Origin of the sequence: Synechocystis sp. LEGE 06083 (assembly GCF_015207725.1) — a bacterium.
Lineage (GTDB): Bacteria > Cyanobacteriota > Cyanobacteriia > Cyanobacteriales > Microcystaceae > Synechocystis > Synechocystis salina.
Map to the genome: position 1 here is coordinate 1 of NZ_JADEWJ010000055.1, position 17041 is coordinate 17041.

General features: G+C 50.5%; 14 protein-coding genes and 1 pseudogene. 7 read left to right on the plus strand and 8 right to left on the minus strand.

The features are described 5' to 3' along the window. The first annotated feature begins 132 nt into the window (after positions 1-132). Both IQ219_RS06335 and IQ219_RS20350 read left to right on the plus strand, forming a co-directional pair. A complete protein-coding gene (locus IQ219_RS06335; RefSeq protein WP_194072074.1) occupies positions 133-651 on the plus strand; it encodes a hypothetical protein in 519 nt (172 codons plus the stop codon). Between the two features lie 177 nt (positions 652-828). Further along, the gene (locus IQ219_RS20350) at positions 829-957 is read left to right on the plus strand and encodes a hypothetical protein (protein WP_255512806.1); all 129 of its coding nucleotides are present in this window, start codon (positions 829-831) and stop codon (positions 955-957) included. A 150-nt stretch (positions 958-1107) separates the two neighbouring features. On the opposite strand, the gene IQ219_RS06340 is transcribed toward IQ219_RS20350, so the two are convergent. Next, a complete protein-coding gene (locus tag IQ219_RS06340; RefSeq protein ID WP_194072075.1) occupies positions 1108-3516 on the minus strand; it encodes a DUF1254 domain-containing protein in 2409 nt (802 codons plus the stop codon). A gap of 504 nt (positions 3517-4020) precedes the next feature. Between IQ219_RS06340 and IQ219_RS20010 the strand changes: the two are divergent. Beyond that, positions 4021-4175 (plus strand): annotated as a pseudogene (locus IQ219_RS20010) (phage integrase N-terminal SAM-like domain-containing protein). 559 nt (positions 4176-4734) lie between these two features. Further along, complete coding sequence (gene glyA / locus IQ219_RS06350; RefSeq protein WP_194072079.1) at positions 4735-6018, plus strand: serine hydroxymethyltransferase; 1284 nt, start codon at positions 4735-4737, stop codon at positions 6016-6018. A 3-nt stretch (positions 6019-6021) separates the two neighbouring features. On the opposite strand, the gene IQ219_RS06355 is transcribed toward glyA, so the two are convergent. Further along, the gene (locus IQ219_RS06355; RefSeq protein WP_194072076.1) at positions 6022-6591 is read right to left on the minus strand and encodes a plasmid pRiA4b ORF-3 family protein; all 570 of its coding nucleotides are present in this window, start codon (positions 6589-6591) and stop codon (positions 6022-6024) included. Between the two features lie 166 nt (positions 6592-6757). On the opposite strand from IQ219_RS06355, the gene dnaK reads away from it, so the two are divergent. Then, complete coding sequence (gene dnaK, locus IQ219_RS06360; protein ID WP_194072077.1) at positions 6758-9067, plus strand: molecular chaperone DnaK; 2310 nt, start codon at positions 6758-6760, stop codon at positions 9065-9067. A gap of 108 nt (positions 9068-9175) precedes the next feature. Beyond that, entirely contained in the window at positions 9176-10093 is a 918-nt protein-coding gene (locus IQ219_RS06365) for a J domain-containing protein (protein WP_194072078.1), read from the plus strand. Positions 10094-10171: 78 nt separating this feature from the next. Here the strand turns inward: IQ219_RS06365 and IQ219_RS06370 are convergent, their stop codons facing one another. Then, positions 10172-11023 carry an alpha/beta fold hydrolase gene (locus IQ219_RS06370; RefSeq protein ID WP_194020915.1) on the minus strand — a complete coding sequence of 284 codons (852 nt, stop codon included), beginning with the start codon at positions 11021-11023 and terminating at the stop codon, positions 10172-10174. Between the two features lie 154 nt (positions 11024-11177). Between IQ219_RS06370 and IQ219_RS06375 the strand changes: the two genes are divergently transcribed. Further along, entirely contained in the window at positions 11178-11621 is a 444-nt protein-coding gene (locus IQ219_RS06375) for a hypothetical protein (RefSeq protein ID WP_190599603.1), read from the plus strand. On the opposite strand, the gene IQ219_RS06380 is transcribed toward IQ219_RS06375, so the two are convergent. The 5 genes from IQ219_RS06380 to IQ219_RS06400 all read right to left on the minus strand — a co-directional run bounded on the left by IQ219_RS06380 (position 11618) and on the right by IQ219_RS06400 (position 16985). Beyond that, positions 11618-12526, minus strand: a complete 909-nt coding sequence (locus IQ219_RS06380) for a hypothetical protein (protein WP_194020917.1) — start codon at positions 12524-12526, stop codon at positions 11618-11620. The genes IQ219_RS06375 and IQ219_RS06380 overlap by 4 nt on opposite strands. Positions 12527-12869: 343 nt before the next feature. Continuing rightward, on the minus strand, positions 12870-13619 hold the full coding sequence (locus tag IQ219_RS06385) for a phycobilisome rod-core linker polypeptide (protein WP_190599605.1): 750 nt from the start codon (positions 13617-13619) through the stop codon (positions 12870-12872). Between the two features lie 187 nt (positions 13620-13806). After that, on the minus strand, positions 13807-14385 hold the full coding sequence (locus IQ219_RS06390; RefSeq protein WP_190599606.1) for a phycobiliprotein lyase: 579 nt from the start codon (positions 14383-14385) through the stop codon (positions 13807-13809). Positions 14386-14565: 180 nt separating this feature from the next. Then, positions 14566-15780, minus strand: coding sequence for a tetratricopeptide repeat protein (locus IQ219_RS06395; protein WP_194020919.1), 1215 nt, complete (start codon positions 15778-15780; stop codon positions 14566-14568). A gap of 218 nt (positions 15781-15998) precedes the next feature. Next, positions 15999-16985, minus strand: a complete 987-nt coding sequence (locus tag IQ219_RS06400) for a PhoH family protein (RefSeq protein WP_194020921.1) — start codon at positions 16983-16985, stop codon at positions 15999-16001. Between the last annotated feature and the right edge of the window lie 56 nt (positions 16986-17041).

The window sequence follows — 17041 nt, forward strand, 5'->3', positions numbered from 1 at the left end:
TCATGGAAGTCTGGGAAAAAATACCACTCCGGCTATGGCCATGGGCTTCATTGACCGCCCTGTCGAAATTGCAGAAATACTTACCTGTAGAGGCTTTTGCCACTTCACTCCTTAAAAGGACAGTGCCAATTTTTGGCAAATTTATCATTTGTTGCCTCAATAGACTGGGGACAATATCCCTATCATCCCCCAAGCAGACAGAGCAGTCAATTTTTAATTAAAGTTACTAATCAAGCAATAGTAAACAATGGTGGTACTTATCCAATTAAAGAATTAATTAAACAAGATCAATATAAATGGGATTCATACACACGTGTTTGGTCAAAAATAGTATCATCTAAAGATTTTAATTTATACGAGCCATTCAAAGAATCAACTTGGATATCTGAAGCGAATGAAATTGAAATTACTATCAATGACCATTACTGTCCTCAACCTGTAGCCATTTTTCATGTTGACGAAGGCAATCTTGTCCGCCTGAACTTTGATCAACGCATAAGTGACATTAATCACGAATTACAAAGATTAAAATGGTCGGAAACTCAGGGCAAAAATTATCTAGAAGAACAGTATCAAAAGCGCAGTCGCCATCAACTTTCAGATCAACAATTGGATGAATTTCTGGCTTATTTAAAAACTTTGCCTCAATAAATTATGATGTATGATCATCGACTATTGCTTGCCATTTTTTCTTGCAAATGAATCTAATTTTTTTAGACAGAAGTCAACTACAACCAAAACAGATGTTTTGTGGCAAATTCAACTTTTCTACCTTGACAATGTTGCCTATAAACCGACATGAAGAATCCTGCAGCTTAATTTAATGCATTGTCGAACGCTTTCCAGGTCGCCTTTTACCGTTGTGGCTTGACGGAAATGATTGGCGTTTTAACCTTTGGCCCCGTGGCCGTTGGCCAAACTCTAGTGGTGGAGTTGTGCGGCGGCAGACCAACTTGAACTCTCACAAATCATCTCCCTTCCGTCCGCACCAACGCAAGGTTAGGCTGCTTAAGGGAATCAAACTGCTATACAGAATGAATATGATGCATAACAGCAGTGCATTTCATCGGAGGCAAGATTGTGTATCTCTAGTGTTGCCTACCCAGCTCACTCAACGGGCTGCGCCTCGGGAAATGTCCAGGTGCCGTCAAGGATTACGCTTTGCGGGCGGTAAAGGCGGACCATGTAGTTCCAGCCCGGTGTAATTGGCAGGCAGTTTGGGGTTTGCCCGTCACAGCCACCAAACTGGACGTTGACTGAGCCGTCCTCGGCCTTCTCCGCTGTCAGGTTATTGATCGAGTATGCATTCGCTTCATTCTGCTCGAAGAACCCCTGGGTGTTATACACCGAGATCGACCAGAACTCGTCTACCGGAACTTCATTGACAGTCAACTGATAACGAGTTAATCCGTCATTGTTCTTCGGTGTGATGTTGAGATAGACGGCGTCTTCATCAGGGTTGCCGCCCCATCCCGATGCAGATCCGAGCAGGTACCGAACGGGATCGACCTCGTCCTTTGAGCCAAACATCCGGTTTTTGTCTGGCAGAGTATCAGCTAAAACATTGAGGGCGTCTCGAACTTTTTTCTGGCTCACCGGATCCCAGTTCGGCACTTCGAAGCGGCCGGGGCTCTGCTGCTCAACCGCGATCGAGTCCTGAAGCTCGACTACTGCCTGGATGTCTGCCGGGTCCGTCTCATCGGCGAGGATGCGCACTGCTGTGATCACGTATCGCGTGCCGATGCTTTCTCGAGTGAGGGTATGCCGACCAGCGCCGTAGACCACCATGGGGGTGTAGTGGTCTTGGTTGATTACCTGCATCGACAAGAACCGCTCACCGGCATCGGGCAATGTGATCGTCACAGGCCCTGCGTCGAGGTCAAATACTGCTGCGGAGTATAGAGTATCGCGGTTCATACGGATGATGGTCTGCTGATCGATAGGTGTCGGTTGACGGATGTGCCCAAATTTTCCGAAGGCGTCAAATCCCCTGATGGTGTTAGCAAAGTAGGTGTCACTCTCAGCGCGGACGAAATTCTCGACCGTGACCGGTAACGTGGCTGCGGCATCAGCGTCAGTTTTGACCCGCTGCAGCGGCGGGGCCTGCCAGGTGCCGTCCAACGCCTCCTCCTTTGGCCAGTAAAGTCGCATAATCAGCAGAAACTCGCCATCGGGGGCAGGAAGCCAGTTTGATGCTTTGTCCTCACCCGGTGATTCATGCTGGAGGTAAATCGTCAGCCCGCCATCAGCATCTCGCGCCAGATCCGGAAGCATCGATGAGTTGATCAGATAGCGATCAATGGGGTTCTCTACCAGTAAACTTTCTGGCAACTGGTAGATTGTGATTGACCAGAACGAGTTTACCGGGGGCAGTTGGTCAGGAGCAAAGCGAAGGGTATAGCGGTTCTCCCCCGTGTCCAGCTTGCCACCGTCGGCATCGACATAGTAGGCAGGATACATCGCCTCTTCTTTCGAGTTGCCGTAGATCCCCAACACGGCTGAGGCCATGCGACCAATGTAGTTGTTAGCCATAAACTCCCGGGTACCGTAGCCGTCGTTGGCCGTCAGAATGCCGGTATCCAGCTGGGTTCTCTTAAACTCAGCAAACTCCTCCCAGGCATCAGCCATGCCATCTTCCAGGGCCTGCTTCATTTCTGGGGACAGTTGTGATAAGTCCAAGGGACTGTCCGGGCCAATGCCGATTTGGGCAAAGCGTGACATCAGCTCTACCTCGGAGGGGTGGGTGGGGCAGAACTGGAGCAGGAAGTTCAACACGTTAAAGAATTCGAGTGACGTGCGTTCCTCTTGAGGGGTAAGGGGATCAATAAAATCAATATCCGACGCAGCGGCTGGGGCAGGCTGGTTGAGAAAGGCAGATAGGGGCTGGACTTTATACCCCGCCTGTACCTGCTTAACGTTGTCAATATCGTCGGCATCGAAGAGCTGGGTGCGGAACTGGACCCAGCCAATCTCTGTCTCGGAGCGAATTACAGCTTTGATGCCTGGGGGTGTCTGCCCCGACCAGCTTGGGCCAGCCAGCAGGAAGCTGCCCGCTTCGTTCCCCGTTGCACGGCTGCCCACATAGGCGTAGTTGAAGGTGTATAAATCGATAAATTGGAGCGAGTAGTAGCGGTCCACTTCGACAGCGGGCACGGTAATGACCAGCGGCTCAGTTCGCAGGTCGGTGCCAATCTGGGAGTACGGGGTGTCGGAGTTGGGGGTCTGGATGGTGCGATCGTCCGGCGTGAAGACGCGGGCCTCGTTGTGAATCTCGTTCCAGGGGGCCTTAAACTCTCGGCCGTCCCGATCCACAAAGAAGGAGTGCATGACGCGGTAGTTGTCTACTAGCGGGAAGCCATAGGTGTAGGCTTCCTTGGCGATCGCACGGGCTTCAGCCGGGGTGAGGTTATCCATGGCAGACTGCCCTTGAGCAATGAGTTGAATGGGCTGAGGGCGCGTTGGGAAATTGTCCGGGGATTCATTGAGCGGCACGGAAGTAAGTTGATCCACGGCCATCTCATACGAAGCATGGGATAAGAGTGGACTGCAAAGGATAAGAAGCACTCCAGAAAGAAGCGCAAGCAAAATCAGCTCAATCGTTCTTTTGGACATCAGCCACCCCTATCTATATTAATTTCTCAATTTGCCTAGCTTGAACGTTGGGACCATAGCATATCTTTGGAGGCTGGTTAAGCCACTTCGACAACATTGAACTAGCAGCCCAACTACTAATCATACTGACATTTTCTGGATAGTCAACTCCTAGAGGGGAAGAAACAGAAACTTTCTGAATAATCCCCCTGTAGAGAATGTTACCCAGAAACTTTTCGTATATTTTCCGACGATAAACAAAAAATTTCGGGCTAACATAATCAGTAGTCATATTATTCAGAAATATTCTGAATATCGCCCGATGGACAAACTTCCTAAAAAGCTCATTGAACAAGTCCGCGATGTCATTCGTCTGAAACATTACTCTTACAAAATCGAAAAAATTACGTTAATTGGATTAAACGCTATATTTTCTTTCATAACAAATGCCATCCCAAAACAATGGGGGAAAAGAAATTGAAGAATTTTTAACCTATTTTGCTGTTGAGGAAAATGTTGTTGCTTCTATTCAAAATCAGGCTTTGAGTGCTGTTTTATTACTGTATAGGGAAGTCCTTAAATAACAATTAAACTTGCAGATAGACGATTTTGGCAGAAGACAATCTCCCCATTGTTGATGGTGATTTTAACGTAGAGGTAATTCTGTGAAAAGATCGGCAATAATCCGTTTAAATACCTAAGCATTATTTAAGATTTAAGCCCTGAAATAAAATCAACTTTCAGATCAACAATTGAATGAATTTCTGGCTTATTTAAAAACTTTGTCCCAATAAATTATGATGTATGATCATCAACTATTGCTTGCCATTTTTTCTTACAAACGAATCTAATTTTTTATAGACAGAAGTCAACTACAATCAAAACAAGTGTTTTATGGTAAATTTAACTTTGCTACCTTGACAATGTTGCCTATAAACCGACGCCAAGAATCGTGCAGCTTAATTTAACGCATTGTTGAAAGCGTTCCAGGTCGCCTTTTACCGTTGTGGGTTGACGGAAATTGTTGGCGTTTTAACCTTTGGCCCCGTGGCCGTTGGCCAAACTCTAGCGGTGGTAAACTTAATAAATATTCAAGAAGCGCGGTGCTTTCCGCCCCCAGCACTGTTTACAGGAAGATTAGACGTGAATCAAACCAACCTCGACTTTCTAGCCACTAGTGATCCAGCCCTTGCGGCCATCATTGACCGGGAACTGCAACGGCAACGCACCCATATTGAACTAATTGCCAGCGAGAATTTCACTTCAGCGGCAGTAATGGCGGCCCAGGGTTCCGTATTGACCAATAAATACGCCGAAGGTCTGCCCGGTAAACGCTATTACGGCGGTTGTGAATTTGTGGACCAGGCGGAAAGCTTAGCCATTAGTCGGGTGAAAGAATTGTTCGGGGCGGCCCACGCCAACGTCCAACCCCACTCCGGAGCCCAGGCCAACTTTGCCGTCTTTTTAACCCTGCTCCAGCCCGGCGACACCATTATGGGCATGGATCTTTCCCACGGTGGTCATTTAACCCACGGCTCCCCCGTCAATGTGTCCGGTAAATGGTTCAAAGTGGCCCACTATGGAGTGGAAAAAGAGACTGGTCGGTTGGATTATGAAAAGATTCGCCAACAGGCCTTGGAAGTTAAACCCAAATTGCTCATTTGTGGCTACTCCGCGTACCCCCGACAAATTGAGTTTGATAAATTCCGGGCGATCGCCGATGAGGTGGGGGCATACCTAATGGCGGACATTGCCCACATTGCCGGTTTGGTGGCCTCAGGACACCATCCCAGTCCCTTGCCCTATTGCGATGTAGTTACCACCACCACCCATAAAACCCTGCGGGGACCCCGGGGCGGTCTGATCATGACCAATAACGAAGAATTGGGCAAAAAATTCGACAAATCCGTCTTTCCTGGTACCCAAGGCGGCCCCTTGGAGCACGTCATTGCTGCTAAAGCGGTGGCCTTTGGGGAGGCGCTCAAGCCTGAATTTAAGACCTACTCCGGCCAAGTGATTGCCAATGCCCAAGCCATGGCGGATCAATTACAAAAACGGGGTTTTGACCTGGTTTCCGGCGGTACCGATAACCATTTAATGTTGGTGGATCTCCGTTCTATCGCCATGACCGGCAAGGTGGCGGATCAACTATTGGGAGAAATCAACATCACTGCCAATAAAAACACCGTGCCCTTTGACCCCGAATCGCCCTTTGTCACCAGCGGTTTGCGCCTTGGTTCCCCCGCCATGACCACCAGGGGGATGCAGGAAAATGAGTTCCGCACCATTGCCAACATCATTGCCGATCGCCTCCTGTCCCCCGAAAATGAAGCCGTTAAGGCAGATTGTTTGCAGCGGGCCGGTGAACTCTGTGCCGGTTTCCCTCTCTATGATCACCTCCGCATTCCCGTAGCGGCGATCGCCTAATTTTTAACATTCCCGGAGGCATTCATTAATCCTTTTAAGACTGACCTCCTGGGGATCAAAATTTCCCCCCAACCATTCCAATCGATCCTCGCGTTCAGGATGTTGGGGGTCTTGGAGAATCTCTAACAGTTCTTCATATCCCCAAATACCGCCGCAGTCCTCCGGGGGGCAGGCCCGCACTGCTTTCAAACAAAATGGGTAGTGCTGGTCTTCTTGCCGGGGGAGAATTTTTTCGACCAGGATTTCGTGATACCAATCATCCCCGAAGTCATAGACATAGCGAAACTTGTATTTTTCGGCCAGATTCAAGCCCGACAACTTCACTTTACTTTCATCTTCGTAATCCGTCTCGTCTATGTAGGGGTCTATCGGGCCATATTCCTTGCCGTCAACGAAAAAAGAGTGGAGATGGTAATTAAACCAGCCCATGGAATCTTGGATGATGTTATGTAATTTATTCAAAGTGGTGTCACTGGGCACCTGCACCCTCCGCCAAATGGGAGGCTTGGCCCCCAACAGGGAAATTTTTAGCTGATAGACTGTGGCATCAGCACCTTGTTTTTTTCCAGCCATGGCTTGATAGTTAGGTAACTAAAACTCTTTGAGCGATCAAATGAAGTCTACTCGACCACAAGGGCATCTCCCCCACCTTCTATAATGGTCTGGCAAGGGCCTAGCACCACTAAATATTAAATGCAGATTAATTGCCCTCCCGAACTTTGGGAGTAAAGAAAACAACATGGGAAAAGTCGTCGGAATTGACCTTGGAACCACCAACTCAGTTGTTGCCGTTATGGAAGGCGGCAAACCCATTGTCATTGCCAATGCGGAAGGGATGCGCACCACCCCGTCTGTGGTGGGTTTCAACAAAGAAGGGGAATTGGTGGTGGGCCAAATGGGCCGGCGACAAGCGGTACTCAACCCCCAAAACACATTCTATGGCGTGAAACGCTTTATGGGGAGACGCTACGCCGATCTTACCCCCGAATCTAAGCGAGTAGCCTATACTATCCGTCGCGATGACCGGGACAATATTAAGGTCCGTTGTCCTCGGCTGAAAAAAGACTTTGCCCCGGAAGAAATTTCGGCCATGATTTTGCGTAAGTTGGCCGAAGAAGCCAGCCGTTACCTGGGGGAAAAGGTTACTGGAGCAGTGATTACGGTGCCCGCCTACTTTAACGACTCCCAACGGCAGGCCACCAGGGATGCGGGTAAAATTGCCGGGCTGGAGGTGTTACGGATTATCAATGAACCCACCGCCGCTTCCTTGGCCTACGGGTTAGACCAGGGCAGAATGCAAAAAATCCTGGTGTTCGACCTCGGTGGTGGTACCTTTGACGTTTCCGTGTTGGAAGTTGGGGACGGCATCTTTGAAGTTAAGGCCACCAGCGGCGATACCCAATTGGGCGGTAATGATTTCGATCGCCGCATTGTGGATTGGTTGGCAGAAAAGTTTTTAGAAACGGAGAAAGTGGATTTACGGCAGGATCGCCAGGCCCTGCAACGGTTAACGGAGGCGGCGGAAAAAGCCAAAATTGAACTCTCTGGGGTCAGTACCACGGAAATTAATTTGCCCTTCATTACTGCTACGGAAGATGGGCCTAAGCATTTAGAAACCCAATTGAGCCGTTCTGAATTTGAAGACCTATGCGGTGATCTAGTCACCCGTCTGCAAAGACCGATCAAACGAGTATTGAAAGATGCAGGCTTAAGTCCAGTACAAATCGATGAAGTGGTGCTGGTGGGGGGCGGCACCAGGATGCCCATGGTCAAGGGTTTAGTGCGCAGTTTCATTGACCGGGAACCCAACGAAAACGTCAATCCTGATGAAGTGGTGGCGATCGGTGCGGCCATCCAGGCGGGCATTTTGGACGGGGAGGTGAAAGATATTTTGCTGTTGGACGTAACGCCCCTTTCCTTTGGACTAGAAACCATTGGCGGCGTTATGAAAAAATTACTGCCCCGTAACACCACCATTCCAGTACGGAAATCAGACATTTTTTCCACCGGAGAAAATAATCAAACGGTGGTGGAAATCCATGTGCTCCAAGGGGAAAGGGAAATGGCCAGCGATAATATTTCCCTCGGTCGCTTTAAACTGAGCGGTATTCCGCCGGCTCCCCGGGGAGTGCCCCAGGTACAGGTTTCCTTCGACATTGATGCCAACGGTATTTTGCAGGTGACAGCGAGGGACAAAACCACTGGGCGGGAACAAAGCATCACTGTCCAAGGGGCTTCCATTCTCAGTGAAGGGGAAGTCAATCGCATGATCCAAGAGGCGGAAACCTTTGCTGCCCAAGACCGGGAACGGCGGGAACGGATTGAAAAACGCAATAGTGCCAAGGCGCTAACGGACCAGGCCCAGCGGCGACTCAAGGAAGTTACCCTGGACTTTGGCAGTGCTTTCACTGTGTCCTACCGCCGCCAAGTGGATGCCTTGTGTAGCGAAATTTTGGATAGTTTGGAAAAGGATGATGAGCGTCGGCTAGACCGGGCCCAGGCGGATTTGCAGGATGTGCTTTACGAACTGAATCGGGAAGTGCGTCTGCAGTATGACGATAAGGAAGAAGGCTTTTTTGAAGCAATTAAGAAAACCTTCACCGGCGATTTTGATGACGAGGAAGACTACTATAGCCGTCGCCCTACCCCCAGGGACGATTATCGGGGTGGCAATGATTACGGTCGCTATGACGATTACAACTACAGCGCCCCTTCTCCCGTGCCCAGGGCTGGCGCTGGCCGGGGGCCTTCCTTAAGCAAAGACTACCGTTCCCCGGCCTATGCCGATTGGGACCAAGCCCGGGTTACCCGTCAACGCCCCTACCGAGGGGACAGCCCAGGGGATAACTACGACGATCGCCGTTCTGGCCCCAGCCCCCAAGATGATTACTCCAGAGGCGATCGCCAACAGGACTATAACTATCGGGAAAGTACCCCCAGTCGTTCCGGTCGAGGAGGCAATGGCCGCTATGGGGAACGGCCTGCCCAGCCTGGTCGCAATGCACCGTTGCAAAATGGTTGGGATGACGACGATGATGATTGGTTCTAAAATCTAAAGTCCTTTCACCAACGGCAAGATAAACCGTTCATGATTTAACCCTGTAACCTTGATCTAAGTTAGTTTGAGTGGATTGAGCGAGTATTTTCTGGCAACCCTATGGAACAAGTGCGGAATTATTATCAAATTTTGGGAGTTCCCCGCAATGCCACCACCGAAGAGATTAAAAAATCCTTTCGGAAATTAGCTCGTCAGTATCACCCTGATGTCAACCCCAACGACAAAACGGCGGAAGAAAAGTTTAAAGACATCAACGAGGCCTACGATGTCCTTTCCGATGAAAGTAAGCGCCGGGAGTTGGACAGCCGTTTATTTGGGCGGTTTCGCCGTCCCCCCACCAGCCGTTTTACCCCTAATAGTAACGGTGGGCGATCGCCTAGTGCCAGCAATGGTCAATTTCGTACTGCCAATGGCCGGCCCACTCCCCGACAACCGGCGGAATCGTGGCAGGATTTTAGCGCCAACCGTCGCACAAAAGTGGTGTCCCCGGCTCGCCCTGTGCCTAGGGACGTGGAAGCCAATTTGACTCTGCCGTTGGAGAAGGCCTATCGGGGAGGGAAAGAAAGAATTCGTTTGGAAGATGGCCGTTCTTTGGAAGTGGAAATGCCTGGGGGCATGGGGGATGGGCAACGGATTCGCCTCAAGCAACAGGGTATTAACGGCGGTGATTTATATCTGAAAATTAACCTTTCTCCCCACCCTTTATTTATGCTCCAGGGTACGGACATTGCTTGCCAAGTGCCAGTGACCCCCAGTGAAGCTATTTTGGGCGGCGCTATTGAGGTAATGACCATTGACGGCCTGGTAAAAATGACTGTGCCAGCGGGATTAAAAAATGGTCAAAAACTACGTTTGGCCAAAAAAGGCTTTCCCAACAGTAAAGGCGATCGGGGGGACCAGTTGGTGGAAATTCGCGTGGAAATTCCCCCGGAACCCAGCCCAGAAGAGTTGGAGCTTTACCGTAGCATTCGGGAAAAGGAAACCTTTAATCCCCGGCAAAAGTTCTTTGACTTCTAACCCCTAGATTCTCCCGCTGTTCACAATCATTTTGAGCTTTATGATGACCAGTCTTGTCTGCCGCCAATGCCATCGCTTTTAGGTAATTTGTCTGCGGAAAAAGGTTTGTAGAGTTTCTCCGACTTCCTGGGGAAAATGCTCCTGGGGATAGTGTTTGGCTTCTGGTAATTTGACCAACTCCAGATGACTAGCTCCCTGCACTAACTGTTCAATGGGTTCCACCGGCAGCCATTTATCCGCCGTTCCCCAGATTAAGCAGGTGGGTTTTTGCCATTCTCCCCGCAGGCGATCGCCGATTTTAGCCAGATCATTGGTGGTGGGCAAGTTTTTAGTGGCGGCCATAAGGGCCCGACCGGCGGCGGAGGTTTTTAGCCAGGGTTTACGATAGGTATTTAACCTCTCATCGCTGATGACAAAACCACTGCCCCCCTCTAAAGTGCGGTCAATAATCAGGGGATCCTGGGTGACCATATCCCCCACCAGAGGAATGGTCCATTGACGCATAGGCCAGGGCAACGATACGGGGGGAATAACGGGGGTGTTAAGAATAGCGAGCCGCTCAATTTGCTCTGGGTGGTTGAGGGCATATTCGATACCCACTGTGGCTAAAAATCCCTGCACCACTAGGGAAATTTTGGGCAGTTCCAGAGCTTCTAAAAATTCTCCCAATGTCTGTTCATAGGCCGCTGTGGTGTAGGCAAAATCCCGTTTGTCCAAGATGTCAGAAAAGCCAAAGCCCAACCAATCCGGGGCGATCGCCCTCAGCCCCTTTTCCGCCAATAGAGGCATGACCCCAGTCCAACACAAACTTTGGCTCGGTAAACCGTGCAACAAGACAATGGGAGCGGCGTCAGTGGACTGGATTGGTTCAATCTGGCGGTAAAACCAGTGAAACTGTCCCACTTCAAGGGTCTGTTCGGAAATTTTCACGGAGGTTTGCTATCCTATGGAATCAATTCTGGGCCATTAATTTTCCCATTTCCTGTCCCCATGCCACACCCCATGGTTATTGGTCGCCAGGCTTATCCGATCCCAATCCAGCCCCTGGCCAAAGGTTAACTTTCCAGCAGGAGACATTTCGTCAATGAATGCGGCAGAACAAGCCATTGGAGTCGCCACCGCCACCAAAATCGCCGCCGTGGTGAACCTCTTTAAAGCCCAATTTCCCGACGCTAGAGCTGACCTTGCTCCGTGGCAAGGCGATCGCCAGACCCAAGCCCAGGTGGACCCCCACTCCATCGACATTGGCTTCCATCTGCCTGGTTGGAGTCCCCGCTACCAGAGCCGCAGTATCCTGGTGCAAATTCGTTTCCATCCAGACCCCGCCGACAAATCGCCGAAAATCATTGGCATTGAAACCGTCGGCATCAATCACCAAGGGCAAGCCTGGCGACTATCGACGGTGGACAACTGGCAGGTGGTAGGCAAATATCTTCCTGCCCAGGATGTGGGGGAAAAACTGCGCCAATTCACCCGCCAAGCCTTTGAGCTTTTCCAACCAGTTGATCGCCCCGGTGCCCCTTCCTAGCGCATGGATTGTACCCCGCTCCAACTGCGGCTGACCCGTTTACCGTAGGCAATTACTGCCGGAGCTTTCGCCGGTTGGACTTTGCCGTCTAGGGCAACGCTCACCAGGGAATTACCGTCCTCTTCTTGGTCAAAATGGCTCACTTGAAAAAGCACCTGATGGGGATCCCCCTGATGCCAACCCAGTAAGGTGGCACTGAATTCCATATTCGTCTTCGGCATGGCACTGAGGGTACGAATGTCGCCCCCCTGCCAGACCACGCCATAATCGCTAATGTCCGAAGAATTAAACGCCCCTTCCATCTGCCGGGCCAATAGGCGATCGCCTTCCTCAGACCAGGAAGCTGGCAAAAGAATGGAAATTACCCCCGCCATTTCCGGACTATCTTCCCCTACTTTTTGTAAGTAGCTGGCAATGGGGGAACTGGCCCGCACCACCTGCAACTTACCCGTAGCCAAATTTTCAACAAACATTACCCCCAACACCTTCGATTCGTAGGAATTGGGCTCCGCCCGCACCTCAATGCGACTGTAAGCTGCATATTGTCCCGAAGGAGAAACTAAGGCTGGACTGCGGTAGTAGCGCAATCCCGACCGTTGCTGTTCCGCGTAGTCCTGCTGGGTACGCACAATCCAACTCCAGGGCACCGGGTAGGGACTGTCCAAGGGATCCACTTCCCTGGTATCAGTCACATTGAGCAAAAAATTATCGTCAGTAATTCCCACCGGGGTAAAGGGCTTAAAGCCATTGTCCAACAGTAACGGCTGGGGTTGATTAGGGGTTAAAGGGGTTAAATTAGCGGCGATCGGCGAATTAGCTAAGGCGGGGGTAGCAGTGGCGGCAATCATGAGCATGGCGGCGAGGGGAAGACGGGAACGCAGAGCACGGCAAATAGGGGCAATCATGGGGGACTCCACTCTGGGAAAATTACTACCACAACCAACATCAAACCCTAGGTCAGTGAGGAGTTGGCATTGGGGGCAAGTATAAGTTTTTAGTCTGGGATTATTGGCAGAGGTTCCATAATTGTTAGAAGACTTCACAATTTCCCTCACATTAGTTTCCGCCGATGGTTCGATTAAGTATTTACACTCAGGTACTTGTCCAAAAATGGCCAAAAAAAAGGGACTAGCAAACAGTCCCAGCTAAAACAATTATTTGATTTTTCCGTTTAATTTTTAGGACAGAAAAATAAGTAACTATCCACGCCAGGAATGCACTAATCCTTCAACCCTCTGACCTGAGTGCCTAGCGACGGGGCACAGAAGCTTCGATGTTGATATTTTGGGCCGAAACCTTGGGAATGGTATTGGCGGCAGGGTTGATACTGCGGGCCATGCCCAGGAAATTCATCGGATTGCCAGCGGTAAGCTTTTTCTCCTGGGGAATAAAACGACGCACTTCGTTCTGCCAAACGATTTGGGGGAAGCCCAATTGGCGACGGTGGTAAGCATCGTACCGGGGAGATTTGATGTTAAAGGGCAATTCACCCGCTTCCCGACCGGGAAGGTTGCGACGACGTTGGTAGGGAACCGTGTCATAGCCAAAGTTGTTGAGGTACTCATCGCTGTTGAGAAGATCGTCAATCAACCCTTGATAGCCCTTGGTGGCGACCACAATGGACCAAGCGATTTTTTCTCGTTCACTGTAAACGTCCCGTCCTAGAATCTTCTGTACACAGTGCTCAACGAAGCGGTAGTTACTATTTTTTTCGTAGAAGCTACTGCGGAAGGTGTTGGAAAGCAACAATCCCCGCACAAAATCCCGTACAGTAATTTGGCCGTTACGCAGTTGGGACTCAAGGACTTTTTCCCGGTCCCACTTGAACGCATGGAAAAATATTTGACGATAGGTCGCTTCGATTAGGTTATCCATATCGCTGCTGGAGAGGATGTTTTCCGTGGTGAAAACAACAGGCTTCTCTTCGGAGCCAATTTCATAACCTTCAACCCTCACATTCTGACTTTTGGGGGCGTAGTTCAATAGGGGAAGAGCCAAGTGTAAACCTCCGTGATCTTAAAGAAGAGCTTGATAATGAGTTAGTTTAAATAATAAGGGGGAAGGGTCCTGATCGTTGGCAAATATTACAATTTATTACAATTTTTGTCCTCCCATTCAGGGTTGACCAAATTCCTTAGATGGCCTGGCAGGACAATCAAATTTTCCAGACAGGGGCTAGACGAGCCTACCAGCCGCAGAATTGTTCGTAGGCGGGGGAAGGGGAAGTTGGTACAGTACTTTCCTCTTTGACCCGCATTTCCGTACAGTAGGTGGCGGTGTTAAAGCCCCCAAACCTTTGCACAGTACTGGTTCTGAGGCGCATATCTGGGTTGGCAAACCAGAACCTTTCAATGGTGGTCATGGTTTCATATTCCGTTACGAGAACCAAGGCTTCCTCTTCGTCGATGTGATAGCGACCGGCGATGGGCACAATTTCCGCATAGCCCCGCTCCCGCAGTAATTGTCCCTGTTGGGGATTGTCTTCGTCAGGAATGAGGGCAAATACCGTTGTTCCTTCATGGTTTTCATCCTCTTTATCCCAAGCCATGGCACTTTCCCAGCGGACGAAGGCTCCCCCCACGGCTTTGGCCGGGTCGCAGCTGTGCATTTCACAAATCTCGACAATCTTTTGATCATCGGCGCCCAGGGCTTCGACAAAAATTTCCGAGGTACCGGTTTCTGCTCGACGGAAGGCAAGATGATGGGTGGTACGTTGCGATCGCCAGTTGCCAGAACTATTGCGAAAGAATTCCATTGCATCCACGATGATTAACTCCTGAAAAACGAAAAAAGGTCAAAATATGCCATTTGAAAGGCCCAGGTTTAGTCTGTTTCCCCCAAAGCTCCAGAGCGGGAAAATTAGGAACTTTTTCCTCCCATGGGCTGGGGGAGGGGGGTAACGGCTCCATTGTCTGAACCCGTAGGGTGACAATACCTGGACTAATTAAAGATTATCCAGCTTTTCTTGGGTCCGGTCACTGCCAGCAGTGTTGCCCTGGGCCTGGTAAAGTTTTTGGGCTTCCCCAAAGGATTTTTTGGCCAGGTCAATTTTTTCATCCACTGCGTAGGCTTCCCCCAACAGATAATAAAAGTCAGCGTTACTGGGTTGAAGGCGGGTCAGATCCCGAAACACCCAAATGGCTTCGGCGGGATTGTCCAGTTCTAAATACATGCGACCAGTGCCAATTTTAGCGGCGATCGCCGTAGGTTCATTGCGGAGAGCTTGTTTGTAGGCATCCAGGGCCCCGGCAAAATTTCCTTCCCGTTCCAGTAGTTCCGCCCAGGTGAGGTAGAGGGAAAAGCTACGCCAATCGGGGTTGAGACGGGGTTCCAAAATGCGACGGGCCGCCACCAGATTTCCCTGGGCCAAGTAGGCTTTGCCCAACTGTAAATTGAGCTCAGGGCGGTTGGGAAATAGTTTGAGAGCTTGGCTATTGAAGGTAATTAACTGCTCATACTCATTACTTTGCAGCAGGGCAGCCCCCATCATCACCGCCGCCTCTTCATTGTCCGATTGCAGACGATGAATTTCGTTATATATTTGGCGCACCCGACCATAGTCCCCCTGTTGGAGCATGATCACCCCCAGAGCGAGACGATACTTCACCGATGCTGGGGCGTTGGGGCCAAGGCTGATGGCGGTGGCATAGGCGCTGGCGGCTTCACTTAATCTTCCTTGGCGAGCATAGCTAAAACCCAAACCATCATAGTATTCGGGGTTATTGGGATTCACCCGCAAAGCCTGTTGAAAACTTTGGGTTGCTTCGGCAAACTGTCCCTGGCGGGCATAAAGATAACCCATGCTACCGAACAGTTCGGCGTTCTCCCCATCTAGGCTGGCGGCCTGTTGGTAAATGGCGATCGCCTGGGGAAAATTACCGTTATCCACATAGGCCTTACCCTGCCGCAGTAGTTCATTAAACTGCCTTCTGTCTTCGGTTGCTGACCGTTGGGCCAACTGAACCGGGGGAGTAATAATGGTGGCATTGGGGTCGAAACGGCTTTGGGCCAGGGCCCCAGGGGATTGGGCCGAAACGGCGGCACTGAATAATAGGGGAATTAGACCGCCTCCCATCAATAGTTGTTTTCCTGACCAGAGGTAGCGTAAATTCATCGAAAAACTAGTGGTGAAACTCCGCCCCAGGGGACGGCTTGGCATTTGTTAGCTTTTGCTTAATTTCATTTGGGGAATTAGACAAAAATTCTCGGTGAGCGGTTCATTCGCCCCCGATTTTACCTCACACCACATTGGCGATCGCCCTGGCCATGGCCACGGATTCACGCCCGCATCAGTGTACATCAAAGTTTTGCCCCTGGGAAAATTGCCCCTAGGGATGGCCTGGCTTTGGTTGGGAAAAACCCTTGGGGATCAAGCCTTTACGCGGAAAACTTCGGGGTGGGCGGACCGGCATTTTCGGAGCGTTCGTAGGCTTCCACAATCCTTTGCACCAGGGGATGGCGCACCACATCTGCCTGATTGAGGTAACAAAAAGCCACCCCTTCCACATCCTTAAGAATGGTTTGGGCCACCTGGAGACCGGACTTTTGATGGTTGGGTAAATCCGTTTGGGTCACATCCCCAGTCACAATCATTTTCGAGCCAAAACCAAGGCGGGTTAAAACCATTTTGAGTTGGGCCGGGGTCGTATTTTGGGCCTCGTCCACGATGACAAAGGCATTGGTCAAAGTCCTGCCCCGCATATAGGCCAGGGGAGCCACTTCAATTTTGCCCCGCTCCATCAGGTCGGGAATTTTTTCCGGCTCGATGAATTCATACAAAGCATCGTAGAGGGGCCGCAAAAATGGATCCACCTTTTGTTGCAGGTCCCCCGGCAGAAAGCCTAATTTTTCCCCCGCTTCCACCGCTGGTCTAGTCAAAATCAGGCGATCGCATTCATTATTCAATAAAGCTTGCACTGCCAACACCGCCGCCAAAAAGGTTTTCCCTGTGCCTGCTGGGCCAATGCAAAAGGTGACGTCATGCTTTTGGATTGCTTTGATATATTGCCGTTGACGGAAAGTTTTAGCCCGGACAATTTCTCCCCGCCGGGTTTTGGCCAACACCGTTTTTTGGAGGGCTTGGTATTCCTCCTGTTTACCCGTATCTAGGGCATGGAAAGCAGTCATTAAATCCGGCCGGGAAATGGCCTTGGCGTTCTGCCAGTAGGGAGCCAGGGCTTGGAGCACTGCCATCACCCTGGCCACAGCTTTTTCGGTGCCGACCACCATCAGTTCTTGCCCCCGCAAAATCAACTTAGCGCCGGTGTGGTGGGCCAAATAGGTTAGATTGTCTTCTCCGCTTCCTGCCAAGGCGATCGCGCTGTCGGGGCTGGGCAATTGCAGGGTGGCGGTGGTTTGGGACATAAAGGGGGCAACTCAGGAAGGGTTTGAGTCGAGTATATGGCCTGTCTCTTATACAG